16 protein-coding genes are annotated in these 24170 nt (G+C 71.6%); 12 read left to right on the plus strand and 4 right to left on the minus strand.

Features of this window, described 5'->3' with window-relative positions; translation table 11 throughout:
- The first annotated feature begins 81 nt into the window (after window positions 1-81).
- Both AWW66_RS18900 and AWW66_RS18910 read left to right on the plus strand, forming a co-directional pair.
- Window positions 82-432, plus strand: a complete 351-nt coding sequence (locus tag AWW66_RS18900; protein ID WP_067368062.1) for a DUF2203 domain-containing protein — start codon at window positions 82-84, stop codon at window positions 430-432.
- Between the two features lie 573 nt (window positions 433-1005).
- Window positions 1006-2388 (plus strand): RICIN domain-containing protein, encoded by a 1383-nt coding sequence (locus tag AWW66_RS18910; RefSeq protein WP_067368066.1) that lies wholly within the window; start codon window positions 1006-1008, stop codon window positions 2386-2388.
- 85 nt (window positions 2389-2473) lie between these two features.
- Here AWW66_RS18910 and AWW66_RS18915 read toward each other — a convergent pair whose 3' ends face one another.
- Window positions 2474-3244, minus strand: a complete 771-nt coding sequence (locus AWW66_RS18915; protein WP_083978620.1) for a FadR/GntR family transcriptional regulator — start codon at window positions 3242-3244, stop codon at window positions 2474-2476.
- 147 nt (window positions 3245-3391) lie between these two features.
- Between AWW66_RS18915 and AWW66_RS18920 the strand changes: the two genes are divergently transcribed.
- Genes AWW66_RS18920 through AWW66_RS18935 form a run of 4 tightly spaced genes read left to right on the plus strand, consistent with a single transcriptional unit; the run spans window position 3392 to window position 7727 of the window.
- A complete protein-coding gene (locus tag AWW66_RS18920; protein ID WP_067368069.1) occupies window positions 3392-4660 on the plus strand; it encodes an ABC transporter substrate-binding protein in 1269 nt (422 codons plus the stop codon).
- 4 nt (window positions 4661-4664) lie between these two features.
- A complete protein-coding gene (locus tag AWW66_RS18925; RefSeq protein WP_083978621.1) occupies window positions 4665-5636 on the plus strand; it encodes a carbohydrate ABC transporter permease in 972 nt (323 codons plus the stop codon).
- The gene (locus tag AWW66_RS18930) at window positions 5636-6463 is read left to right on the plus strand and encodes a carbohydrate ABC transporter permease (RefSeq protein WP_067368071.1); all 828 of its coding nucleotides are present in this window, start codon (window positions 5636-5638) and stop codon (window positions 6461-6463) included. The genes AWW66_RS18925 and AWW66_RS18930 overlap by 1 nt, the downstream gene beginning before the upstream one ends.
- 1 nt (window position 6464) lies before the next feature.
- Complete coding sequence (locus AWW66_RS18935; protein ID WP_083978622.1) at window positions 6465-7727, plus strand: mandelate racemase/muconate lactonizing enzyme family protein; 1263 nt, start codon at window positions 6465-6467, stop codon at window positions 7725-7727.
- Window positions 7728-7829: 102 nt separating this feature from the next.
- Here the strand turns inward: AWW66_RS18935 and AWW66_RS18940 are convergent, their stop codons facing one another.
- Window positions 7830-11369, minus strand: a complete 3540-nt coding sequence (locus tag AWW66_RS18940) for a ThuA domain-containing protein (protein ID WP_067368073.1) — start codon at window positions 11367-11369, stop codon at window positions 7830-7832.
- Window positions 11370-11806: 437 nt separating this feature from the next.
- Here AWW66_RS18940 and AWW66_RS18945 point away from each other — a divergent pair, with 437 nt between their 5' ends.
- The 6 genes from AWW66_RS18945 to AWW66_RS18970 are packed head-to-tail and all read left to right on the plus strand — an operon-like array spanning window position 11807 to window position 19767.
- Window positions 11807-13318: a sugar ABC transporter ATP-binding protein gene (locus AWW66_RS18945; protein ID WP_067368080.1), complete on the plus strand. Its 1512-nt coding sequence runs from the start codon at window positions 11807-11809 to the stop codon at window positions 13316-13318.
- On the plus strand, window positions 13315-14289 hold the full coding sequence (locus AWW66_RS18950; RefSeq protein WP_067368081.1) for an ABC transporter permease: 975 nt from the start codon (window positions 13315-13317) through the stop codon (window positions 14287-14289). Before AWW66_RS18945 ends, AWW66_RS18950 begins: the two co-directional genes overlap by 4 nt.
- Window positions 14286-15269, plus strand: a complete 984-nt coding sequence (locus AWW66_RS18955; protein ID WP_067368084.1) for an ABC transporter permease — start codon at window positions 14286-14288, stop codon at window positions 15267-15269. Before AWW66_RS18950 ends, AWW66_RS18955 begins: the two co-directional genes overlap by 4 nt.
- Window positions 15270-15278: 9 nt before the next feature.
- A complete protein-coding gene (locus AWW66_RS18960) occupies window positions 15279-16463 on the plus strand; it encodes a substrate-binding domain-containing protein (RefSeq protein ID WP_067368087.1) in 1185 nt (394 codons plus the stop codon).
- 7 nt (window positions 16464-16470) lie between these two features.
- Window positions 16471-17322 carry a sugar phosphate isomerase/epimerase family protein gene (locus tag AWW66_RS18965; RefSeq protein ID WP_067368090.1) on the plus strand — a complete coding sequence of 284 codons (852 nt, stop codon included), beginning with the start codon at window positions 16471-16473 and terminating at the stop codon, window positions 17320-17322.
- A 54-nt stretch (window positions 17323-17376) separates the two neighbouring features.
- Window positions 17377-19767 carry an RICIN domain-containing protein gene (locus tag AWW66_RS18970; RefSeq protein ID WP_211272000.1) on the plus strand — a complete coding sequence of 797 codons (2391 nt, stop codon included), beginning with the start codon at window positions 17377-17379 and terminating at the stop codon, window positions 19765-19767.
- 148 nt (window positions 19768-19915) lie between these two features.
- Here AWW66_RS18970 and AWW66_RS36025 read toward each other — a convergent pair whose 3' ends face one another.
- The gene (locus AWW66_RS36025; RefSeq protein ID WP_067368093.1) at window positions 19916-23680 is read right to left on the minus strand and encodes a tetratricopeptide repeat protein; all 3765 of its coding nucleotides are present in this window, start codon (window positions 23678-23680) and stop codon (window positions 19916-19918) included.
- On the minus strand, window positions 23677-24003 hold the full coding sequence (locus AWW66_RS35450) for a hypothetical protein (RefSeq protein ID WP_067368095.1): 327 nt from the start codon (window positions 24001-24003) through the stop codon (window positions 23677-23679). Before AWW66_RS35450 ends, AWW66_RS36025 begins: the two co-directional genes overlap by 4 nt.
- Between the last annotated feature and the right edge of the window lie 167 nt (window positions 24004-24170).

Raw genomic sequence — 24170 nt, forward strand, 5'->3', positions numbered from 1 at the left:
GGGCCGACTGAGCACCCGGCCGGGCCCGCCGATGGTGCCGGCGGTCGATCGGCCGGTGTCGTCGTGCCGCATACTGGCGCGGTGTTCACTCTCGCCCAGGCCCGCTCCCTGGTCTCCACCCTGCGCCCCCGGGTCGACGAGCTGATCCGGATCCGGGCCGACCTGACCGAGCTGCGGGCCGACCTGGCCGCGCACGGCGTCTCCGTGCTCGGCGGCCGGCCCGAGGTGAAGGCCCTGGAGGCGCGGCTGCACGCCGTGCTGGAGGAGCTGAACGGGCACGACATCCAGGTCAAGGGCATCGCGCCGGTGCTGCTCGACTTCCCCGGGGAGCGCGACGGCCGCCCGGTGCTCTGGTGCTGGCTGGAGGGGGACACCGACCTGCGCTGGTACCACCGGGTGGAGTGCGGCTTCGCCGGCCGCCGACCGGTCTAGCCCACCGCCGGAACGGCCCGCCAGCCCACCGACGGACCGGCGGGCCCGGTGGTGGCCAGGCCGGCCCCGGTGCCCGGTGCCCGGTGCCCGGTGAGATGGTGGCCCTCGGCGACCCGGAGGCCGGGGACGACCTCGCGCTCGCCGGTCAGGCGGAAATTGAGACGCGCGTAGAGCCTGCGGGCCGGGAGGTCCGCCGCGCCCGTGGCGACCACGGTCCGCTGTTCCCCGCCCGGGTCGAGGTCCGTGATCCGCGCCGCGCCAGTCCCGTGTACCGCGAGGCGCGGCGCGGCCGTTGTCGGGCCGGACCGGAGTCCAGGTACATCTGTCGTTTGACGTATGACGTCTGCATCGTTAGATTTCGATGAGAGAGCGGGTCGGTCGTCCGGCGTCGACACCGCGCCCCGGCCTGGTGGACCTGCTCCGTTCGTGGGCTTGTGTCGCCGGATCGGGCGCCGCCGACCGGATCTCCCCACGACACACCGACGTGCTGACGCCACCACCGGACTTCGGCACCCCAGCCGGGCGCGCGCGGGCGGTCCCGCCCGCAGGCGACCCCGACCGAAGGAGTGAACCATGACAGTCATCGGCGAGGCCCGTCCCGCCTCCCCGCCGAGACGCGGTCGACGATCCGGACTGGCCGCCGCGCTCGCCGTGGTCATGGCGGCCGGCACGGTCGTGGCGGTGAGCGCCACGCCCGCGTCCGCCGCGACGGTCGACACCAACGCCTGGTACGTGCTGGTGAACCGGACCAGCGGCAAGGCGTTGGACCTGTACGCCTCGGCCACCACCGACGGCGCGCGGATCACCCAGTGGACGCGCAACAACGGCGCGAACCAGCAGTGGCAGTTCGTCGACTCCGGCGGCGGCTACTACCGGCTCAAGTCCCGGCACTCCGGCAAGGTCCTCGACGTGCACAACTGGTCCACCGCCGACGGTGGCGCGATCGTCACCTGGTCGGACACCAACGGGACCAACCAGCAGTTCCGGTTGGCCGACTCGGACGGCGGCCACGTCCGGCTGGTGAGCCGACACAGCGGCAAGGTGGTCGAGGTCCAGGGCGCGTCGACCGCCGACGGCGCGAACATCGTCCAGTACGCCGACTGGAACGGTGGCAACCAGCAGTGGCAGCTCGTCCGCGTCGACGGGTCCAACCCGCCGCCGGGCGGCACCGGATGTGGCCGTACCCCCACCCTGTCCAGCGGTACGCACACGATCCAGAGCGGCGGCAAGAGCCGGTCGTTCATCCTGCGCGTACCCGCCAACTACCAGCCGAACAACCCGTACCGGCTGATCTTCGCCTTCCACTGGCGCGGCGGCACCATGCAGGACGTCTCCTCCGGCGGCACCAGCGGGGCCGCGTGGTCGTACTACGGCCAGCAGGAGCAGTCCAACAACAGCGCGATCCTGGTCGCGCCGCAGGGGCTTGGCAACGGCTGGGGCAACGCCGGTGGCGAGGACGTCACCTTCGTCGACGACATGATCCGGCGGATCGAGGGCGACCTCTGCGTCAACCCGAGACAGCGCTTCGCCACCGGCTTCAGTTGGGGCGGCGGCATGAGCTACGCCCTGGCCTGCGCGCGGGCCGACGTGTTCCGCGCCGTCGCGGTGATCGCCGCTGCGCAGATCAGCGGCTGCTCCGGCGGCACGCAGCCGATCGCGTACTTCGGCCTGCACGGCATCTCGGACAACGTCCTCAGCATCGGTCAGGGGCGGGCGCTGCGCGACACGTTCGTCCGCAACAACGGGTGCGCGGCGCAGAACCCGCCGGAGCCCGGTGCTGGCAGCCGCACCCACATCACCACCGCGTACTCCGGCTGCCGGTCGGGCTACCCGGTGCAGTGGGCGGCCTTCGACAACGGGCACATGCCCGGCCCGGTGGACGGCACGTACGCCGAGAGCGGCGTCACCACCTGGACCAAGGGTGAGATCTGGCGGTTCTTCGCGCAGTTCTCCTGACCCCGGAGGAAGGCGGGATCCAGACGGCAGCCGTCACCGGTCGACGACCGGTGACGGCTGCCCGGCGGCGAGTGGAAAGGTGGGTTCACCGTTGCAGTCGGGTCGGCTTGCCGGAGCCCTTGCGCCGCACCAGCCACGCCTCGGTGATGTGGGTGAACATCGCGTCGGCGGCACCGGCCGGGTCCCGGGCGGCGATCCGCTCGTAGATGCGGCGGTGCCCCCGGTTGGACGCCACGCAGAGCGAGCGCTGGGTGCGGCCCATGTACCGGGCGGTGTTGGCGACCTGGCTCTCCAGCGAGCGGACCACCCCACGGGCGATCCGGTTGCCGGACGCCTGCATCACCGTGTCGTGGAAGGCCCGGTCGTGCTCGTGGTAGGCGACCTGGTCGTCGACGAGTTCGTCCATCCGGTCGACCAGCGCGCGCAGGCGCTCGACGGTCTCGGCGTCGGCCTGCCGGGCGGCCACGTGCGCCATGTCCGATTCCAGCAGCCGCCGGGTGACCACCAGGTCGTCCAGGATGGCGAGGCTGTCGTCCTCGGCGATGGTGGCGGCGAGGACGAGTTCGTCGAGCATGTCCCACATCGAGGGCGGGGTGACCGTGGTGCCGGCGCCCTGGCGTACCTGCACCAGGCCCTTCTCCTGGAGGACCTTGACCGCTTCGCGGACCACGGTCCGGCTCACCGAGAAGGTCTCGCACAGCACGGGCTCGGGGGGCAGGGGCGACCCGGACGGGTGCATCCCGCGCACGATCCGCTGCACCAGCTCGGCGGTGACGGCGCGCGCCAGGTTCTGCGGCCGGCGGGTCCAGGCCGGGGTGGCCGAGGTGTCCACGGTCGTCTCCTGCGATGGCGTCATGTCCCCTCCGATGTGCTTGCCGTGGCACGACGTCCGGTGGTCAGTGTACGTCCGATCGTTGACGTCAGACGTCATACGAGTTACGTTTCCGCACACTGTTGGTCTGCGGTGGAGCCGTCGGCCATTCCCGTTCAGAGGTGAACAACGATGAAACAGCGCGCATTGTGGTCCGCCGTCCTCGTTGTGGGCCTGGTCGCGATGGCCGGCTGTGGAAGCGCCACCGGATCGGGCGGGTCCGCCGGTGGCGCCGAGGGCAAGCTGGTCGTGTGGGACTGGAAGTCCGGCGAGGCGTCCGCCGCCGCGTACCTCGACAAGGCCAAGGCGGATTTCGCCACGAAACACCCGGACGTGACGGTCGAGTTCGTCGCGCAGCCGTTCGACCAGTACTACACCCTGCTGGGCGCGGCGATCCAGGCCGGCAAGGGCCCGGACGTCATGCTGTTCAACGGCGGCGGTCAGATCCGTGACCGGGTCGACGCGCTGGTGCCGCTGGACGAGTACCTCGCCGAGGACCGGCAGCGGCTGGCCGGCTGGGACGCCTTCACCGAGGACGGCCGCACCTACGCCGGCCCGGTGACGTTGCAGGGCCACCCCGTCTACTACAACAAGGCGCTGTACGAGAAGGCCGGGCTCGACCCCGCCGCACCGGCCACGACCTGGACCGGGTTCCTCAGCGACTGCGCCGCCCTCGCCAAGGCCGGCGCCAAGTGCTTCGCGCTGGGCAACAAGGAGGGCGCCGGCATCCAGTTCTGGCTCTCCGCACTGGGCTCCGCCGTGCTCACCGCGCAGGAGTACGACGACTGGATCGCCGGCAAACGCGACTGGAACTCGCCGCACGTCAAGCGGATCTTCCAGCTCTGGCAGCAGGCCGGCGACGCCGGACTGAACACCGACGGCGCCAACTCGACCGCGATGTTCAACGACGGGTTCGCCCTCTTCCAGTCCGGCAGGGCCGCCCACGTCATCGGGCTGATGTCGGACGTCGGGCACTGGAAGGACTTCAACGAGTTCCTGACGCCGGAGAAGCTCGGCGTGATGACCGCCCCGGTGGTCACCGAGGGCACCACCCCGAGCCTGCCCTACGACGGTGGGATCGGCTACGCGGTGGCGAAGTGGACCAAGGACCCGAAGGTCGCCGCCGACCTGGTCCGCTCGCTCACCTCGACCGAGGCGCTCAAGGCCTTCTACGCGGACGCGGGTGCCGTCGCCGCCGACACCACGATCGACGTGTCGCAGGGCGGCCCGGCGGTGGCCGGCATCGTGGCCGCGACCGGGGGCGGCAAGCCGGCCCTGCACGTGGCGCTCTCCTCGAAGACCCTGGACCTGATGGGCCGACTGTCCCAGCAACTGCTCAGCGGCTCGGCCACCGTCGACGAGGTGGTGCGGCAACTGGCCGCCTCCGACCAGGCGGGCTGAGTTCGTGCCGATCGGAAACGCGCAACCCTCGGTCCGTCCGGCTCCGGCCGGACGGACCGACGCGGCGACCGGCGGCGACCGTCGCCGGACCGGTGCGGCGCGGGCCGCCGGCCGCTTCCGCTCCGAGCGCCTCGCACCGTACGTCCTGGTCGCCCCGGCCGTGCTGATCATCGTGGTGCTGCGGCTGTACCCGCTGCTGCTCGGCGTCAACTTCTCGTTCACCGGCGACGGGGCGCGCGACGGCACGGCGGTGGGCGTCGACAACTACCGGGAGCTGCTCGCCGACCCGCTGTTCCGGACCGCGTTGGGCAACGTCGGCCGGCTGGTGCTGCTGCTGCCGGTGGCGGTGGCGATCCCCGGCCTGCTGGCGACCTTCATCTATCTCCGGGTCCCCGGGCACCGGCTCTACCGCGGCGTCTACTTCTTTCCGGCCGTGCTCTCCCCGGTCATCGTCGGCGCGATCTTCAATCTCCTGCTGGCGGTGGACGGCCCGATCAACACGCTCCTCGGCCCGGCCGGCGTCGGGCCGGTCGACTGGCTCGGCGACCCGGACATCGCGATGTTCGTGGTGGTCGGCGTGCACGTCTGGGCCACCTTCGGGATGTCCCTGGTGGTCTTCCTCGCCGGCTTCGCGACCCTCGACGCCGCCCTGCTGGACGCGGCCCGGGTGGACGGGGCCTCGCTGCCCCAGGTGATCCGGCACGTGATCGTCCCGGGGCTGTCCCGGACCATCCAGTTCGTCTTCGTGACCACGATGATCGGGATGCTGACCTCGATGTTCGGCCTGCTGTTCGTGATGACCAGCGGCGGCCCGGAGGGGTCCACGTACCTGCCGGAGTACTACATCTGGATCCAGCAGGGCCAGATGAACCGTCCCGCCCTCGCCTCGGCCGCCTCGACGGTCCTCTTCGTGATCATGCTCGTGGTGGGGCTGGTGCAGATCAAGCTGCTCAGCCGGGCCGGAAGGGAGAACTGATGTCACGCCTGCGGCCGGGGCGGTGGCTGATCGCCGTCCCGATGCTGGTGCTCGCCCTGGCGACGATCTACCCCCTGCTGTTCACCGCGAACGTCGCGATGAAGACCCGGCGCGACTACATCCTCGACCGCTTCGCCCTGACCGACAGGCTGCGCTGGGACAACATCGAGACGGCGTGGAGCAGCGTCGGCATGAGCCGGTACGTCGTCAACTCGCTGATCGTGGTGTCGTCGTCGGTGCTCCTGCTGTTGCTGCTCGGCTCGATGGCGGGCTTCGCCCTGAGCCAGGTGCGGTTCCGGGGGTCGCGGGCGCTGTTCCTCGGCTGCCTCGCGGGCCTCTTCGTGCCGTTCCAAGTGATCATGGTGCCGCTCGCCCGGATCATGGCCGACACCGCGCTGATCGACACCTACCCCGGGCTGGTCCTCGTCTACGTCGCCCAGTTCCTGCCGTTCACCGTCTTCCTGATGACCAGCTACTACCGGTCGATCCCGCCGGAGATCATCGACGCGGCCCGGATCGACGGCAACAGCCTCTACGGCGTGTACCGCCGGATCATGCTGCCGCTGGGCACCCCGGCGCTGCTCTCCGTCGGCATCCTCGACGCCCTGTTCTGCTGGAACGACGTGCTCATGTCGCTGGTGATGATGCCCTCGGCCGACCAGCGCACCCTGATGGTGGGCGTGACCTCGCTGCGCGGGCAGTACTCCGCCGACGTCCCGACCTTCGCCTCCGGGGTGCTGATCGCCGCCCTCCCCGTCCTGCTGGTCTACCTCTTCCTCCAGCGCCAGATCGCCGACGGCGTCGCCGCCGGCTCCACGAAGGGCTGACATGCGGATCACCGGATATCGGACGCTCACCACGGTGCAGGAATGGGGACGCCCCGTCGGTGACGCCAACGGCGTCCTCGCCGACGGGGTGGTCCCGGTGTCGATCGTCGTCGTCGACACCGACGAGGGGATCTCCGGAGTCGGACTCGGCCCGCACGTGGAGATCGAACGGATCTTCGCGGCCGTCGACGGCGAGGACCCGCGCGCCGTGACGACGCTCTACGACCGGATGCTGCGCCACAGCTTCAAGGCCGGACACGCGGGCTCCGTCTTCGGCACCATCGGCGCGCTCGACACCGCCCTCTGGGACATCAAGGCGCAGGCCGCCGGCCAGCCGCTGTGGCGACTGCTGGGCGGACGCGACCGACGGGTCCCCGCGTACGCCTCCGGTCTGGACATCGGCCTGACCGACGAGGAACTGGTCGCCACCTACCGCGCGTACGCCGCGCACGGGCTGCGCGCCGCGAAGCTCAAGGGCGGTCTGGACATCGCCCGCGACCGGCGTCGCCTGGGGCTGGTCGAGGAGGTGCTGACCGAGGCCGGGCACGGACGGCGGCCCGGTCTCATGCTCGACGTCAACGAGGCGTGGACCCGCAAGCAGGCGGTCCGCCACGTCGGTGAACTCGAACGCACCCTCGATCTGATCTGGATCGAGGAGCCCGTCCGCCGGTGGGACGCCGAGGGCCTGGCCACGGTCGGGCGGGGCGTGCGCGCCTCGGTCGCCACCGGGGAGAACCTCACCGGGCTGGAGCAGTACCGCCCGCTGATCGCCGCCGGGGCGGTCGACATCGTCCAGACGGCCGCCGTCTGGGGAGTCACCCACTTCCTGCGTACGTCGGCCCTCGCGCACGCCCACGACCTGCCGGTCAGCCCGATCGGCAACAGCCCGGTCGGGCTGCTGCACGCCGCGACGTCGGTGCCGAACCACCTGACCAGCGAGTTGCAGGACCTGCGTCCACCGGTCGGTGTCACCGTCGACCTGCACGTCGAGGAGGGTGCCTTCGTCCTCGGCGACGCGCCGGGGCTCGGCGTACGCGTCGACGAGCGCGCCATCCGCGCGTCGGTCCGGCATCCGGCGGCCCGCAGCACCGACGGGCCCGACGTCCGGCCCACGTCGGCGGGGCGGCGGCTGCTGCCGGAGGACGCCGCCTCGGCACCGGCCCGGCCGGCGTACCTGCCGACCGGCGCCACGGTCGGCGGCACCGCCCTGAACGGTCACGGCGGGCGTGCCGGCGCACCGCTGGCCGAGTCCGACGGCCACTGAGCCGCACCGTCTCGTGCCCGACGGGCACGGCGATCGGGACCGGCTCCCGTGGTGCGGGGGCCGGTCCCGACCGGTGTCATCGGCGGATCACCGTCGCGGTCGTCAGGCCGCGCCGAACCGCCACTGCTGGTTGGTGCCGCCGTGGCAGGTCCACTGCACCAGCCGGGCGCCGTCGGTGGTGGCGGCGCCGTTGACGTCCAGGCAGAGGCCGCTCAGCACGCTCCGGACCGTGTAGACGCCGCTGGTGCCGGTCGCCGTGACGGTGAACCTCTGCTGGTTGCCGGTGCCGCAGGTGGCCTGCTGGAGGAAGGCGCCCGCGCTGGTGGAGGAGCCGACGATCTCCGCGCACTTGCCGCTGTGCACCGCCTTGAGAGTGACCGCACCGTTGCCGGCGTCGACGGCCTGCCACTTCTGGTTGTTCCCGCCGCTGGCGGCCCACTGGTGGATCTGGGCGCCGTCGGCGGTGGAGACCCCGTTGACGTCCATCACCTTGCCGCTGTGCTGCGCGGTGAGGGTCCAGGTCCGCCCGGCCACCCCGCCACCGACACCGACCCCCGCACCGCCGAACGTGTGCGAGTCGAGATCGAACCAGTTGTTGCCGCTGCCCTTGAAGACCAGGTACAGGGTGTGCGTACCGGCCAGGGCGGTGACGTTCACCGGTGGCGTCGACTGGTAGTTGTCCCAGCCGCCGGTGGCCGGCACCGGCGTGGTGGCCAGCAGCGTACCGGTGGGCGAGCCGGCCCGGAGTTCGATCGTGCCGCCACCGGACGGCGACGACAGCCGGTAGCTGACCGTGTTGATGCCGGAGAGGCTCATCGGGGTGAAGGCCACCCAGTCGTTGTGGGAGATGTCCCCGACCCGCCTGCCGCTCTCCGCGCCGGCCTGGTCGACCACCCGGGTGCCGGACTGGCTGCTGTGGTACTCGGCCTGCTTGTGCTTGGGCTGGAGGATCACCTGTGCGTGCCCGGTCAGCGGTGCGGCCCCGCCCGCCCCGCCGTTGTCGGTGTACCGCGCGTTGAGCACGTAGAACAGGTTGGCGCCGTCCGGATGCCCGCCGAGCAGGTCGGTGGGGATGGTGCCGGAGCAGCCGGGCAGGTCGGTGGTCTCGTGCGCGTGGTCGTCGTGCCCGAGCGCCGGGTTGAGGATCACCGTGGCGCAGTCGATCGCCGCCCCGCCCGGGTCGGAGACGGTGATCTGGTACGGGACCCGGTCACCGAAGGTGAGCATGCCGCCGTGGGCCGGGGTGGTGATGGTGACCACCGGAGCGGTGTTGCCGACGGTGATCGCGACGTTGGCGAAGCCGGTCTTGCCGGTGCTGTCGGTGACCTTGAGCTGGGCGGTGTAGTTGCCGTTGGCGGTGTAGACGTGCGACGGGTTGGCCGCCGTGGAGGTGGTGCCGTCACCGAAGGTCCACTGGTAGCTGATCGTGTCACCGGGGTCGGGGTCCGCCGACCCGGCGCTGGAGAACTGCACGGTCAGCGGGGCGTTGCCGCTGGTGGGCGTACCGGTGGCCGTGGCGATCGGGGATCGTCCACCCTGCACGTAGTCGATCCGGTAGAGGCCCGAGTCGCTGTTGCCGCCGCCGAAGTTGGTGCCCCACTCCAGCAGGTAGAGCGATCCGTCCGGGCCGAACTCCAGGTCCATCGGCTTGTTGAACCGGGTGGTGGGCAGGAACGGGTTGGTGCGGGTGACCGCGCTGGCCGAGTCGAAGTGCACCTCCTTGAGGTAGTTGCGGGACCACTCGTAGAAGAAGTGCACGCCGTCGTAGTAGGGCGGGAACTTGGTCGCCGACGGGTTCGCCGCGTTGTAGCGGTAGACCGGCCCGCCCATCGGCGCGGAGCCGCCGGAGCCCAGCTCGGGGAAGGTCGGCGAGGTGCCGTAGCCGTACCAGATGTTCGGCGCGACCACCGGCCGGAGGCTGGTCAGGCCGGTGTTGTTGGGGGAGTTGTTGACCGGGGCGGAGCAGTTGAACTTCGCGCCGACCGCGCCGGTGTCCGGGTTGTACGGCGCGTAGGGCTGGTTGTCACCGTGGCAGAACGGCCAGCCGTAGTTGCCGGGAGACTTGATCACGTTCAGCTCGACGAGCCCCTCCGGGCCCCGGTTGGTGGTCGGCGGGTTCCGGTCCGGCCCGTAGTCGGCCAGGTAGACCCAGCCGTTGGCCGGGTCGATGGAGAAGCGGAACGGGTTGCGGAAGCCCATCGCGTAGATCTCCGGCCGGGTCTGCGCGGTGCCCTGCGGATAGAGGTTGCCCGCCGGGACGGTGTAGCCGCCGCCGGCCGACGGTCGGATGCGCAGCAGCTTGCCCCGCAGGTCGTTGGTGTTGCCGGCGGTACGGGCGGCGTCGAGCATGTGCTTGCCCGACCGCCAGTCCAGCGGGGCGTAGCCCTGCCAGTTGGGGTCGAGGTTCGGCGGCACGTCGTCCCCGGTGCCGATGTAGAGGTTGCCGTCCGGCCCGAACTCCATGTACCCGCCGGTGTGCCCCGGTTCCGGGTAGGTGCGGTCGCGGTAGGCCGGGATGTCGATGATCGTGACCTGGCTGGACATGGTCAGCGTGTCGCCGCTGAGGGTGATGCGGGAGACCCGGTTGACGTCCGTGCTGCTGCCGGCCGGCGAGTGGTACAGGTAGACGTACCCGTTGGTGGCGAAGTTCGGGTCCAGGGCCAGCCCGGTGAGGCCGTCCTCGCCGCCGGTGTAGACGCTGAGCGTGCCGGCGGTGACGGTGCTGTTCGTACTCGGCTTGAAGATCTTGACCTGGCCGCCGCGCTGGACGTAGATCACCCGCCCGTCGGGGGCCACCGCCAGCGCCATCGGGTCGACGGTGTCGGTGTCCAGCGAGCGTTTCTCGAAGTTGCCCCAGACCGTGCCGCCGCAGTCCCCGGGCTCGTTACCGGCGGCCCACTTCACCCCGCCGAGCACGTGGTTGCGGAAGTGGGTCTCGCTGTAGGACTCGACGGCGTGGCCCATGGCGGTGGCCCAGACCCGACCGCCGCCGACGGCACGGCACCAGGAGATCGGGTGGTCCGGGCCCATCGCCCGGGAGCCCGGGTTGTAGGTCCGTTCGTCCGCGGTGACCAGCACGTGCACGTCACCGCGCGGGTTCTTGTCGAAGTTGTACCACTCCTCGCTGCGGTTCCAGCGATCCGGCAGGGTGGCCGTGGACGGGTGCTTCCTGTCGGCCACGATGGCGGTGCCGGGCAGGACGCCGGGGGAGTGCTCCGGCATGTGCGCGCCGCCGTTGACGGTCTGGTCCCACCACGGGTACTCGCCCTCGATGCCCATGTCGGTGGCGTTGTGGATCGCGACGATCCCCTTGCCGGAGGCGAGGAATCCCTCCACCGCCTGGCGTTGGGCGGCCGAGGTCCAGACCATGCCGGAGGTCTGGAACATCACGAGGACGTCGAAGGTGGCGAGGGTGGCCGGGGTGAACACGGCCGGGTCCTCGCTGTGCACCAGCTCGAAGTTGTTGGCCGCCGCCTGCTGCTGGAACATCGCGACGCCGGCCGGGATGGAGTCGTGCCGGTAACCGGCGGTCTTGGTGAACAGCAGGGCCCGGAAGGCGGGAGCCGCCGCCGCCGGGTTCACGACCGCGAAGGTCAGTAACAGACCCGCGATCACGCCGATGATGGATGGTGTGCGACGCATGGCGTCTCCTCGTTGGGCGGGCAGGGGCTACGGGTGGCGCGCCGACGCCTCCGGATGTGACTCACCGTTATGTCGGACGGAGGTGCCGCCCCGTGGGGTGGGGAGCCGGGGTGTGTTATGCATAGATGACGTCGGATGTTAACGATGCCATGGACGATGGCTCCGATCCGGCGTTGACTCCCGCGCAGGTGTGACTGTCCCTGTCCTCGCCGATGAGACGGTGCCCCAAAGTCCCTGGCAGGACAGGGATTGCGAACTCATACCCGAACATCTATCTTCATACGTGTGATGTTTCGGTCGTGTCAAGCGGAAGTTTGAGAACGAGAACACGAAGTGCCGCGCTCTACTGGCGAAACGGGTATCGACCGTCCGTGCTGGAGGTTCTTCGGCGTCGGGCGGAATCCGATTATGGCTACTATCCGTAAGGATCATCGACGATGTCAGACCGGCGTCCGACGCCCCTGCTCGCGCTGCGGGGCATCAGCAAGTCCTTCCTCGGCGTCCGCGTCCTCGACGGGGTGGGTCTCGACGTCGGCGCGGGCGAGGTGCACGCCGTGGTCGGCGAGAACGGCGCCGGCAAGTCCACCCTGATGAAGATCATCTCCGGGGGGTACGCCCCCGACGCGGGCACCGTCGAGTTCGACGGCGAACCGCGCGTCTTCGGCGGCCCGCGCGACGCCCGACGGGCCGGCATCGGCATCATCCACCAGGAGTTCAACCTGCTGCCGGAACGCACCGTCGCGGAGAACGTGTACCTGGGCAACGAGCCCACCCGGCGCGGCCTGGTCGACCGCCGCCGGATGCGCGAGCGCACCCGGCGGCTCCTGGCCTCGGTCGGGGAGACGGCCCTGCCGGCCGACGCTGCGGTGGGGCGGCTCAGCGTGGCGCAACAGCAGGTCGTGGAGATCGCCAAGGCGCTCGCCCTGGACGCCCGGCTGATCATCATGGACGAGCCGACCGCCGCGCTGGCCGACCACGAGGTGACGCTGCTCTACGCCCTGGTGCGCCGGCTCCAGGAGCAGGGCATCGGCATCCTCTACGTCTCGCACCGGCTCACCGAGGTCTTCGACCTGTCCGACCGGATCACCGTCCTCAAGGACGGTCGCCGGGTGACCACCACGGACACCGCCGACACCAGCGCCGACGACCTGGTCCGACACATGGTCGGCCGGGAGCTGTCGCACTACTACCCGCCGCGTGCCGCCCCGAGCGACGTCGGCGCGGTCCGGCTCACCGTACGGCGCGGTGGGAACCGCAGGGTGCGCGACATCGACCTGGACCTGCGGGCGGGGGAGTTGCTCGGCGTCGGCGGGCTCCAGGGCGCCGGCCGCTCCGCGTTGGCCCGGGCCCTGTTCGGTGCGGCCCCGTTCACCACCGGCGAGGTCAGCCTGGACGGCAGACCGGTCCGGCTGCGCTCCCCGCGCGCGGCGATGCGGGCCGGGATCGCCTACGTCACCGAGGACCGCAAGGGCGAGGGTACGATCGCCCGCCAGTCGGTGCTGGACAACGCGCTGCTGGCCGGTCGCGCCGCCTTCCCGCTCCGGTCCGGCCGAGCCGCCCGCACCGCCCGGGTCCGGGAGCTGCTCGCCGCCGTCGAGGTCCGTTCCGCCGGTGATCACCAGGAGATCCGTTTCCTCTCCGGCGGCAACCAGCAGAAGGTGGTGCTGGCGCGATGGCTCGCCCTGCACCCACGGGTCCTGCTCTTCGACGAACCGACCCGAGGTATCGACGTCGGGGCGAAGTCGGCGATCCACGACCTGGTCCGCCGCCTCGCCTCAGCCGGCGCCGCCGTGCTGATGATCTCGTCCGACCTGCCCGAGCTGCTCGGCATGAGCGACCGGATCGTGGTCATGCGCGACGGCCGGATCGCGGGCGAACTGCCCGCCGGTGCGCGCGAGGAGGACGTCGTCGGGCTCGCCCTCGGCACGGCACGGGAGACCGCCGCGTGACCACCCGGTCGCTGCTGCCCGCCCGACGCCCGGTACCGGGCGTGTTCGTGGCCCTGGCTATCACGTGGGCGATCGGCTGGCTCGTCGTCCTGGTCGACGGCGGTCACCTCGTCAACCAGTCGACGACGGTGAGCCTGCTGCACGTCGCCGCCGGACTGGGCTTCGTCGCGGTCGGGCAGACCCTGGTCATCCTCGGCGGCTCACTGGACCTCTCGGTCGCGTACGTGGTCAGCCTGAGCACGCTGGTCGCCGCCGAGACGATGGCCGGGCGGGACAGCGCGCTGCTGCCCGCGATCGGTCTGACGCTGCTGGTCAGCGCCGGAATCGGGCTGCTCAACGGACTGCTCGTCACCGCCGGACGGATCAACGCGTTCATCGCGACGCTCGGCGTCGGGCTGCTGCTCAAGGGATACCTCGACAACGGGTACGCCGGCCCGGCCGGCACCACCTCACCGGCCCTCGTGCAGACCCTCGGTTACCAGCGCGTCGGTCCGGTCCCGCTGGCCTTCCTGCTGCTGCTCCTGGTGGCCGGGGCGTGCTGGTTCGCGCTGGCCCGGACCAGGTTCGGCCACCACCTGCTCGCCGTCGGCGGTGACGAGGAGGTCGCCCGGCTCTCCGGCGTCCGCACCCACCGGGTGCGGGTGACCGCGCACGTGCTCTGCTCGCTCTGCGCCGGGATCGCCGGCGTCTACCTCGCCAGCCGGCTCGGCTCGGGTGCGCCGCGCGTCGGCTCGGAGGGCCTCTACGACCTGGAGTCGATCGCCGCCGTGGTGATCGGCGGCACCGCGCTGGCCGGCGGCCGGGGCGGTGTGGTCGGCACGATCGGCGGGGTGTTGCTGCTGGCCGCCATCGACGCCGTCTTCAACCAGCTCGCGGTCGACGCGTTCGCCAAGCAGGTGGTCCGGGGCGTGATCATCATCGCGGCCGTGGCCGTCTACGCCCGGGGGACCCTGCGGAAGGTGGCCGGGTGAGTACGCAGACCCTCCGGCGTCAGCTCCGGCCGGCGCAGTGGGCCCGGCCCGGCGGCCTGGCACCGATCCTGGCGATCCTGGTGGTGCTGCTGGTCCTGATCACCGCCCGCCAGCCCGACTTCCTCAGCCCGCCGTCGCTGATGTCGTTCCTCGGCCGCTCGGCGCCGATCATCCTGCTCGCGGCCGGTCAGTACTTCGTGATCGTCTGCGGCGAGTTCGACCTCTCCGTCGGCGCACTGGTCACCGCGCAGGTGGTGGTGGCGGCCCGGCTGATCGACAGCGACCCGACACGGACCTGGCCGGTGGTGCTGGTGCTGCTCGTCGGCGGGGCGCTCGTCGGCCTGGTCAACGGCCTGGTCACCACGCGGCTGGGGGTGCCCTCGTTCGTCACCACTCTCGGCATGTTTCTGGTCCTCGTCGGGGCGGTCTACCTCTGGTCCGACGGGGCGCCGAAGGGCGGGCTCACCGAGGAGTTCCGGCAGTACGGCCGGCGCGCCGTCGAGGACGTGCCGCTGCTCGGCCGCATCCCGTACGCGGTGGTGATCCTGGTGCTCGTCGCCACGGTGGCGGTGCTGCTGACCCGCGCCGACTTCGGGCGCATCCTGATCGCCGTCGGCGACAACCCGCGCACCGCCCGACTCAGCGGGGTACGCGTGTGGCGTACCCGCACCGCCGCCTTCGTCCTCAGCGGCCTCGCCGCGGCGATCGCGGCGATCCTGATCGGCGGCTACAGCGGGGTCTCCTTCCAGGCCGGCGCCGGCCTGGAGTTCGGTGCCATCACCGCGGTCGTCCTCGGCGGTGTCGCGTTGGGCGGCGGCCGGGGCTCGGTCGTCGGCGCGATGCTCGGTGCCACCACCCTCGAACTGCTCTTCGCGCTCATGAACTTCTACGGCATCTCGGGTGCGCTCCGACCGGCGGTCCAGGGCGTCATCATCCTGGTCGCCGTGGCGGTCGCGGCCCGGCGTTCCACGTCGAGATAAGGGGATCCGATGAAACGCTGCCTGGCCGCGCTCGGCGCGGTGACACTGCTGACGCTCGCCGGCTGCGCCACCGACCAACCGGTGGCGAATCCGTCCGGTGCCTCGTCCGCCCCCGCCGGGGCCGGCACCGGTGAGCAGTCCGCCTTCTTCGAACAGTCCGCGTACGACGCCGAGTTGGCCCTGTTGCAGGCCACGCCGACCGGCCCGGCGGACCGACCGTGGGAGCAGGCGCTCGACCCGGCGATGGTGGACACCGCCTCGTTCAGGAAGGCCGGCCCACACCGGATCTGCTTCTCCAACGCCGCGCTGAACAACCCATGGCGACAGGTCGGCTTCAAGACCATGCAGGCCGAGGTGGCCGCGCAGGGAGACCGGATCGCCGAATTCGTGCACGTGGAGGCCGAGGGCAAGGACCAGAAGCAGATCGCCGACATCAACGACCTGCTCGGCCGCGACTGCGACGCCCTGATCGTCTCGCCGAACACGACCGCCACCCTCACCCCGGCGGTGGAGGCCGCCTGCCGCACCGGCCTGCCGGTGATCGTCTTCGACCGCGGCGTCGACACGGACTGCCCGGTGACCTTCATCAACCCCATCGGCGGGTACGGCTTCGGCCACGTGGGCGCCGAGTTCGTCAGCCAGCGGATGAAGCCCGGTGGCAAACTGCTCGCGCTGCGCATCCTGCCCGGCGTCGACGTGCTGGAGACGCGCTGGTCGGCGGCGAAGGTTGCGTTCGACAAGGCGGGCGTGGACGTCGTCGGCGTCGAGTTCACCGACGGCGACCCGGCCAAGACCAAGAAGATTGTCGACGACTACCTCCAGCGGTACGGCACGATCGACGGCGTCTGGATGGACGCCGGGGCGGTCGCGGTCGCGGCGGTGGAGGCGTTCCAGGACGCCGGCAAGCCGGTCCCGCCGATCAACGGCGAGGACCAGCTCGACTTCCTCAAGGTGTGGAAGGAGGCCGGCCTCACCGCCATCGCGCCGACCTACCCGACCTACCAGTGGCGTACGCCGATCATCGCGGCCCTGCGGATCCTCGACGGTGCGCAGGTGGCCGACCCGTGGAAGCTGCCGCAGCCGACCGTCACCCAGGAGAACCTGGACCGCTACCTCGACCCGGAGATGCCGCCGCTGCACTACGCGATGTGCGGCTGCACCGACCTGCCCGGGTACCCCCAGCGCTGGAAGTAGGCCACCGGTGTACGAGATCGGCGTCAACCCCTGGGTGTGGACCTCACCGGTCGACGACGCGGCCCTGGCCGAGCTGGTACCCCGCATCGCCGGCTTCGGCTTCGACGCGGTCGAGCTGCCGATCGAGCAGCCCGGGGACTGGGACCCGGTCCGGACCCGGGACCTGCTCGCGGCACACGGGCTCAGCGTGGCCGGTGTCTGCGCGGTCACCCCGCCCGGCCGGGACCTGGTCGACGCCGCACCGGCGGTCGTGCGGGCCACCGTGGCGTACCTGAAGGGCTGCGTGGACAGTGCGGCGGCCGTCGGCGCGCCGAGCGTCGGCGGTCCGGTCTACGCCTCGGTCGGCCGGACCTGGCGGATGACGGCGGCCGAGCGTGCCACCTGCTACGCGGACTTCCGTCGGGCGCTGGCACCGGTCGCCGAGTACGCCGGCGCGCGGGGCGTGTCCATCGGGGTGGAGGCGCTCAACCGGTACGAGACCAGCGTGGTCAACACGATCGACCAGGCGGTGGACCTGATCGACGGTCTGCCGTCGAACGTCGGTCTGATGATCGACACGTACCACATGAACATCGAGGAGGCCGACCCGTACGGCGCGCTCGCCGTCGCCGGCCCGTACATCAAGCACGTCCAGGTCAGCGGCACCAACCGGGGCGCTCCGGGCAGCGACCACCTGGACTGGCCCCGCCTGTTCGCCGTGCTGGCCGGCACCGGCTACCGGGGCGCGGTCTGCATCGAGTCGTTCACCGCGGAGAACGAGACGATCGCCACCGCCGCGTCGATCTGGCGTCCCCTCGCCCCGTCACCGGACCGGCTCGCCCTCGACGGGCTGGCCTACCTGCGCGGGCTCCTGGGCTGACCGGCCGCCACCCGTACGACCACCACCACCCGTCCCACCCGAAGGAGACCTTCCGTGTCCGTACCGCCTCGTCCCACCGCACCCGGACGGGTGCTGGCCGCGGTGACCACGGTGGCGCTCACCAGCGTGCTCACCGCCGCCGTCGTGGCCACCTCCGCCGCCCCGGCGCTGGCCGCCACCACCACCCTGTACGCCGCGCCGACGGGCAGCGGCAGCACGTGCAGCGCCGCCCAACCGTGCTCGCTGACCGGCGCGCAGACCGCCGTCCGTGCCCTGAACAGCGCGATGTCCGGCGACATCGTGGTGCACCTGGCCGACGGGGTCTACCGGCTCACCGCGCCGCTGCGCTTCACCGCCGCCGACTCCGGCACCAACGGGTACCGCGTGCTCTGGCAGGCGGCCCCGTCGGCCCGACCGGTGATCAGCGGTGCCCGCGCGGTCACCGGCTGGTCGCTCGTCGACGCCGGACGCAACATCTGGCGGGCCACCGTCGGCGCCGGGCTGGACAGCCGGCAGCTCTACGTCGACGGTGCCGTGGCCACCCGGGCGCGTACCCAGGTCAACCGGGCCGACTTCACCGCCGACAGCACCGGCATGCGGTTCACCAGCAGCGCGTTGGGCTACCTGAACAACCTGGCCAACCAGAGCCGCATCCAGATGGAGAGCGTCAACTCGTTCACCGACCGGTACGTGTCGGTGCAGAGCATCAGCGGCAACCAGATCCGGATGCAGCAACCCGGGTGGAGCAACAACAACTTCGGCTACGACACCTTCACCAGCCCGCACCGGGCCGGACCGCTGTACCTGAGCAACGCCTACGAGTTCCTCGACGCGCCGGGGGAGTGGTACCTCGACCCGGGCAGCGGGGCCCTGTCCTACATCCCGCTGGCCGGGCAGAGCATGAGCACCGCCCGGGTGGAGCTGCCGACGGTGCAGTCCCTGATCCAGATCGGCGGCACGTACGCGGCCCCGGCGCACCACATCACGTTCAGCGGCGTCACCGTGACCGGCACGAGCTGGCTCGGCGCCAGCAGCAACCAGGGGTACGTGGACCAGCAGACCGGCGCGTACATCGCCGGCACCTGGAGTTGGCCCGCCTTCACCTCCTGCCACAACGGTTGCCCGCAGTTCGAGGCCACCCGCCCGAACTGGCAGCAGATGCCGGCCGCCGTGCAGATCTCGGCCGCCGACAACATCACCTTCAGCGACTCCTCGTTCGTCAACCTGGGCCAGACCGCCGTCGGGATCGGCAACGACGCCAACGCCCACGCCAGCGGCGTCGGTCTCGGAGCCAGCAACATCACCATCACCAGGTCCGAGATCGCCCGCAACGTGGCCGGTGGCATCGTCGTCGGTGGGGTACGCGCCGACGCCCACCACCCGAGCGACCAGCGCATGGTCAACCGGGACATCACGATCAGCAACAACCGCCTGCACGACCTGGGCATCGAGTACCGGGGCGTCGTCTCGGTGCTCACCACCTACGTCACCAACGCCACCGTCTCGTACAACGAGGTCTACAACATGCCGTACACCGGCATGTCCATCGGCTACGGCTGGGGGTCCAACGACGCCGGGGGCAGCAACCACTACGCCGACCGGGGCCTGTACAACTACCAGCCGCGCTACAGCACCGCCACCACCGCGTCCAACAACCGGCTGGTCGGCAACTACGTGCACGACGTCATGCAGCAGATGAACGACGGCGGCTGCATCTACACCCTGTCGGCGAATCCGGGCGGACTGATCAGCGACAACTACTGCCTGCGGACCAACGGCCACTTCGGGCTCTACTTCGACGAGGGCTCCCGCTACTTCACCGCCCGCACCAACGTCTTCTCGTCGACCGGCACCTGGGCCACCGCCAACTACTGGTACGCCGAGAACATGGGCAACTTCACCGTCACGAACAACTGGTCCACCAACGGCAGCACCAACGTCACCAACGGCGATCGCGGCAACGTGGTCTCCGGCAACGTGACGGTGACCAACACCAACTGGCCGGCCGGGGCCCAGGCGGTGATGGCAGCGGCCGGCCCGCAGGGCGGCGGTCAGCAGAACGTCCAGATCGTCGGCGGGCAGTCCGGCCGCTGCCTTGAGATCGGCGGATCGAGCACCGCCAACGGCACCCAGGCCCAGCTCTGGGACTGTCACGGCGGCACCAACCAGCGCTTCACGTACACCGCCGCCCGGCAACTCGTGGTGTACGGCACCAAGTGCCTCGACGCGTCCGGCCAGGGCACCGCGAACGGCACCCCGGCGATCATCTGGGACTGCAACGGCCAGGCCAACCAGCAGTGGACGGTCAACCCGAACGGCACCATCATCGGCGCCCAGTCCGGGCTCTGTCTCGACGCCAGCGGGAACGGCACCACGAACGGCACGAAGGTTCACCTCTGGGCCTGCCACGGCGGCACCAACCAGCAGTGGAACCTGCGGAGCTGAACACGTCGGGGTGGGACGGGTCCGGCCCCGTCCCACCCGACCCGGCTCACGCTCGGTCCACCGGGAGCCCGGGGCACGCCCGTGCTGACCCTGGTCATCTCCTCGCCGGGCGGACCGGGCGGGCCCGGCGACGTGGACGGCCCTCGGCTCAGCCGTCGTCGGTGCCGCCCCCGGTCTCCTCGACGGCCTCCGCCAGCGCGTCGGCCAGGTCGGGCGGGACGGCGTCGCGCAGCACCCGGCGCAGGCCGTCCGGGCCGAGTCGTTCCCGCAGGTCGCGCAGCGCGGTCACCGGCTCCACCGGCCAGTCGCCGTGCGCCCCGCGCCACGAGCGGGCCGCCTCGGCGAGCCACGCCGCCGCCTGGTCGTACCGCTGCTGCTCCCGCGCGAGCCGGGCGAGGTGGTGGCACGTGGCCACGACGCCCGGCAGGTGGTCGGCCTCCCGGTACAGACCGAGGGCCGTACGGTAGCGGTGTTCGGCCTCGGGCCGGCGGCCACGGTCCTGGGCGACGGTGCCGAGCCGGTAGTGCGTGTCGGCGACGCTGACCGGCTCGCCGACCTCCTGGTAGCTGGTGAGCGCCTGCTCGTAGTGGCTCTCCGCCTGGTCGTACCGCCGCTGGCGCTGGGCGACCGTGCCGAGCTGGTGGTACGTGTCGGCGACGCCCTGGTGGTCGCCGTAGGCGCGGAACGTCACCAGGGCCTCCCGGTAGTGCGCCGCGGCCTCGTCGAAGCGCTCCTGGGCCTGGGCGAGGGCGCCGAGCTGGTGCCGGGTGTGCGCGGCGCCGTGCCGGTCCCGGTACTCCTGGAGGATGGCGTACGCCTGCTGGTAGTGGTCGGCCGCCTCGGCGTGGCGGCCCTGGTCCTGCGCGACGATCCCCAACTGGTGGTACGCGTACCCGGCCTTGTGCCGGTTGCCGACCGTCAGGAAGCTCGCCAGCGCGGCCCGGAAGTGCTCGTCGGCCTGGTCGAGGTGGCCCTGTTCGTGGGCGATCATGCCGAGGTGGTGGTAGCTGAAGCCGGCCAGCTCCCGGTTGAACCGGAGGAAGCCGGCGAGGGCCGCGCGGAAGTGCTGCTCGGCCTGGTCGAAGCGGCGTTGGGACTGGGCGAGCATGCCCAGGTGGTGGACGATCCGGGCGCTGTTCTGCTCGTCGTCGAACTCGTCCAGGATGGTCAGCGCCTGCCGGTAGTGCTCCTCCGCGTCGGGGTGCCGCCGCTGCTCGTGGGCGAAGGCCCCGGCGAGGTAGTGGAAGGTGGCCAACTCCCGGCGCAGCGGCCCGGCGGCGTCCCGGCGACGGGCCAGGACCAGGCCCAGCAGGTGCCGTCGGGACTCCTGCTGCTTCTCCTGGTCGAGGTACTCCTCCAGGCACAGCACGAGCGGCGCGACCGGTTGCCCGGTCCGCAGCCCGTGGGCCAGGGCGCCGCGCAGGTTGGCGTACTCGACGCCGGCCCGTAGCCGGCCGCTCGCCCGGTCCCGGGGCCGGGTGGAGACGAGGCGTCGGTGGATCCGTTCGGCCAGCACGGTGTAGAGCCCGTAGTGCGCCTGCCGGGTGGCCGCCTCCAGGGCGGGGAACTCCCGCAGCCGGGCCCGGAGGAAGTACGGCAGCACCGGCAGGGTCTGCACCCAGCCCGCGCGCCGGGGATGCGGTGTGGCCAGGCCGACCCGGACCGCCTCGGCGACGGCGGCGGCGAGGTCGACCGACCCGAGGGCGCGGACCGCCGCGTGGGTGGCGAGCCGCTTGCGGTACGCGTCGAGCACCGTGAGCGGGATGCTGCCGGTGAACGGGGCCAGCAACAGCAGCGCGTGCTGCGTGGCCGGGTCGAGCTTGCCGTGGCTGTACGCGATCGCGGTGCTGATCAGGCCGAGCGGGTCCGCCTCCGTGCCGCCCTGCCGCAGGTCGGCGAGGACCTGGGCCGGGGTGTGGGTGGCCACCGTGGGCAGCACCACGGCCAGCGGCAGCGGGTACCCCCCGAGCAGGCCCCGCAGCTCCTCCAACGCCTGCCGTTGGGTCTGGTCCCGCAGGTGGTGGGCGCCGCCGTGGCGGCTCAGGACGGCCTCGACGAGCACCGACGCGGCCTGCTCGTCCAGGCCGGGCAGGGTGTACGTGTTGTCGCCGAAGGTCCGCCCGGCGAGCCACCGCTCGTCCTCGCGGGAGCCGACCAGCACCAGGGTCCGGCCGCCCTGCAACGCGCCCAGGAAGTCGGCCAGCCGGTGCCGGGCGGACTCGGACAGCGCGTGCGGGATCGCGGCCGGCGCGGCGGTCACCGACTCGGCGTTGTCCAGCACCAGCAGGTACCGGCGGGCCCGCAGCAGCCGGACGATCCGCTCGGTACGGGCGGTCTCGGTCAGCTCCTCCGCCCACCGGACCCGCTCCACCCGGCCGAGCAGGTCACCGGCGATCGTCTCGACGATCTCGTCGACGGTCCACGCCCGCTGCTCGTAGCTGAACCAGAAGACCATCTCCACCAGCCCGGTGCGCTGCCACCACCAGCCCAGGTGCCGCAGCAGCGTGGACTTGCCGGCCCCGACCATGCCCCGTACCAGCAGCATGTTGCGGTCGTCGCGGATCAGCAGCCGTCGCTCGATGGCCAGGATGTCCAGGTCACGGCCGACGAACCCGTACTCCGGGCGGGGCTCGTCCCGGACCCGGGCCTCGTACTCCAGGAACCGGTTCTCCTGCTCGACGGACATGTCGGCCAGCGCCAGCCGGACGTCCTGCTGGCTGAAGAACACCGGCAGGACCCAGTCCTCCAGGTCGAGCTGCTGGTCGAAGTACGCCCGCCGGCCCTTGGCGTCGAACAGCGACCGGCGGGCGGCCTGGACGGCGCCGATCAGGTCGTCGCCCTGCGTCAGGGCGGCGTAGAGCAGGGGCATCGCCAGTTGGGCGGCCGACACCGTCACCGAGTACGCCATCCCGATCGCCACCGGGACCCCGGCGGCGACCAGCCGCTGCGCCAGGCTGGACTCGCTGGCCGGCTCCTTGGCCGACTGGCAGGCGTTGAGCACCGCGACCGGCACCCGGTGCTCGGCCAGCAGGTCGGCCACCTCGTGCGCGGAGACCGCCTCGGCCCGGCCCTCCTCCTCGGTCTCGAAGAAGAGGAAGGCCCGCTCGCCCTCGAACGCGGCGGGCCGGCTGGTGAAGGTGTACCCGGAGAAGGTGTACCGCTCGGCGGCGCGGCTGCGGGTCAGCTCGGCGAAGCCGGCCACCGCGCCGTGCACGTCGAAGTGGATCACCTGGTAGTGGCCGGAGCCGTGCAGTTTCGTCTTCCAGCGCAGGTGCTGCCGCAGCGCCTGCCAGGTGCCGGGGCGGACGAGGTCGACCACGACCGGCCGCTCCGCCCGGCGCAGCCCCTCCAGCAGCGGCCGGGAGATGGTCCGGTACCCGACGTCGGAGCGCCCGTTCGGCCGGGCGGTGACCACCAGGATGTTCAGCGTCGACGGCGGCGGGGGCAGCTCGAAACCGGGGGAGGGCAGGTCCACCCGGCGGGTCACCGGCAGCCGGAGCACGGACGGGACCCGCAGCGCCGGGTCGTACAGCGCCTCCCAGTGCAGCCGGTGGAAGGCGGCCGACCCCTGCACCTGCAACTGGCACCCGTCGAAGCCCCGCCGGGCCAGCGCGCGGTAGTGCGTGATCGCCTCCCCGGCGAAGACCTGCCCGAAGAGCCGTTCGCCGTACGCCCGCAGCCGCTGCTCGGCGTCCTCGGCCAGGTCGCGGTCGAGGAAGGGGAACCGCAGGTGCTCCTCGAAGTACCAGGCGAAGCGCTCCTCGTCGCCGGGCTCGGCGGGGTCGGTGAGCACGCCCTCGAACTCGGTGGTGTCGGCGAAGGAGACCCGGGTGACGAACGCGCCGTCGGGCCGGCGGGACCGCTCGGTGACCCGGATGACCGTGGTGGGCGCCGGGGCGGTCGACGCGCTCACCGATGGCTCCGGCGCACCCGTATCACCACCACCCGGTCGTCGCCGGCGACGGTCTCGACCAGCTCCAGCTCGGTGACGTCCACCGCCGGCCGGTGCTGGGTGACCAGGCGGCGGATCAGGTCGTAGAGGAGGGTGCTGGCCAGGTTCACCGCCAACGGCACCCAGATCAGCTCGGCCGGCCCCGGCCAGAAGGAGCCGGGGGTCTGGTGGCGCAGCGACGCCGTCCCCAGGGCGGCCGCCTCGTCGTCGTCGTCCCAGCTCCGGGCCAGCGTCGCGGGCGAGACGCCCGTGGCCGGATCCACCGCGATCACCAGTCGAGCCATCAGTCGGCCTCCAGACGAACACGTGTCGTGTCGACCACGGTGGCACAGCGTGGCAAGGGGAGCCTGGTCGCGCTCCCATCGGCCCGATCGGCAGGGATCGAAGCGCGTACATCTTGACGGATTGATGAACTCGTGAGTAGCGTCTCAGCATCGTTTTAGGAAACTTT

It is taken from the genome of Micromonospora rosaria (assembly GCF_001567585.1).
GTDB classification, from domain to species: Bacteria; Actinomycetota; Actinomycetes; order Mycobacteriales; family Micromonosporaceae; genus Micromonospora; species Micromonospora rosaria.

Excerpts from the sequence above, each read along its gene's own strand:
- AWW66_RS18910 (WP_067368066.1), top strand. The coding sequence starts at position 1,006 with ATGACAGTCATCGGCGAGGCCCGTCCCGCCTCCCCGCCGAGACGCGGT.
- AWW66_RS18915 (WP_083978620.1), bottom strand. The coding sequence starts at position 3,244 with ATGACGCCATCGCAGGAGACGACCGTGGACACCTCGGCCACCCCGGCC.
- AWW66_RS18920 (WP_067368069.1), top strand. The coding sequence starts at position 3,392 with ATGAAACAGCGCGCATTGTGGTCCGCCGTCCTCGTTGTGGGCCTGGTC.
- AWW66_RS18930 (WP_067368071.1), top strand. The coding sequence starts at position 5,636 with ATGTCACGCCTGCGGCCGGGGCGGTGGCTGATCGCCGTCCCGATGCTG.
- AWW66_RS18935 (WP_083978622.1), top strand. The coding sequence starts at position 6,465 with ATGCGGATCACCGGATATCGGACGCTCACCACGGTGCAGGAATGGGGA.
- AWW66_RS18940 (WP_067368073.1), bottom strand. The coding sequence starts at position 11,369 with ATGCGTCGCACACCATCCATCATCGGCGTGATCGCGGGTCTGTTACTG.
- AWW66_RS18945 (WP_067368080.1), top strand. The coding sequence starts at position 11,807 with ATGTCAGACCGGCGTCCGACGCCCCTGCTCGCGCTGCGGGGCATCAGC.
- AWW66_RS18960 (WP_067368087.1), top strand. The coding sequence starts at position 15,279 with ATGAAACGCTGCCTGGCCGCGCTCGGCGCGGTGACACTGCTGACGCTC.
- AWW66_RS35450 (WP_067368095.1), bottom strand. The coding sequence starts at position 24,003 with ATGGCTCGACTGGTGATCGCGGTGGATCCGGCCACGGGCGTCTCGCCC.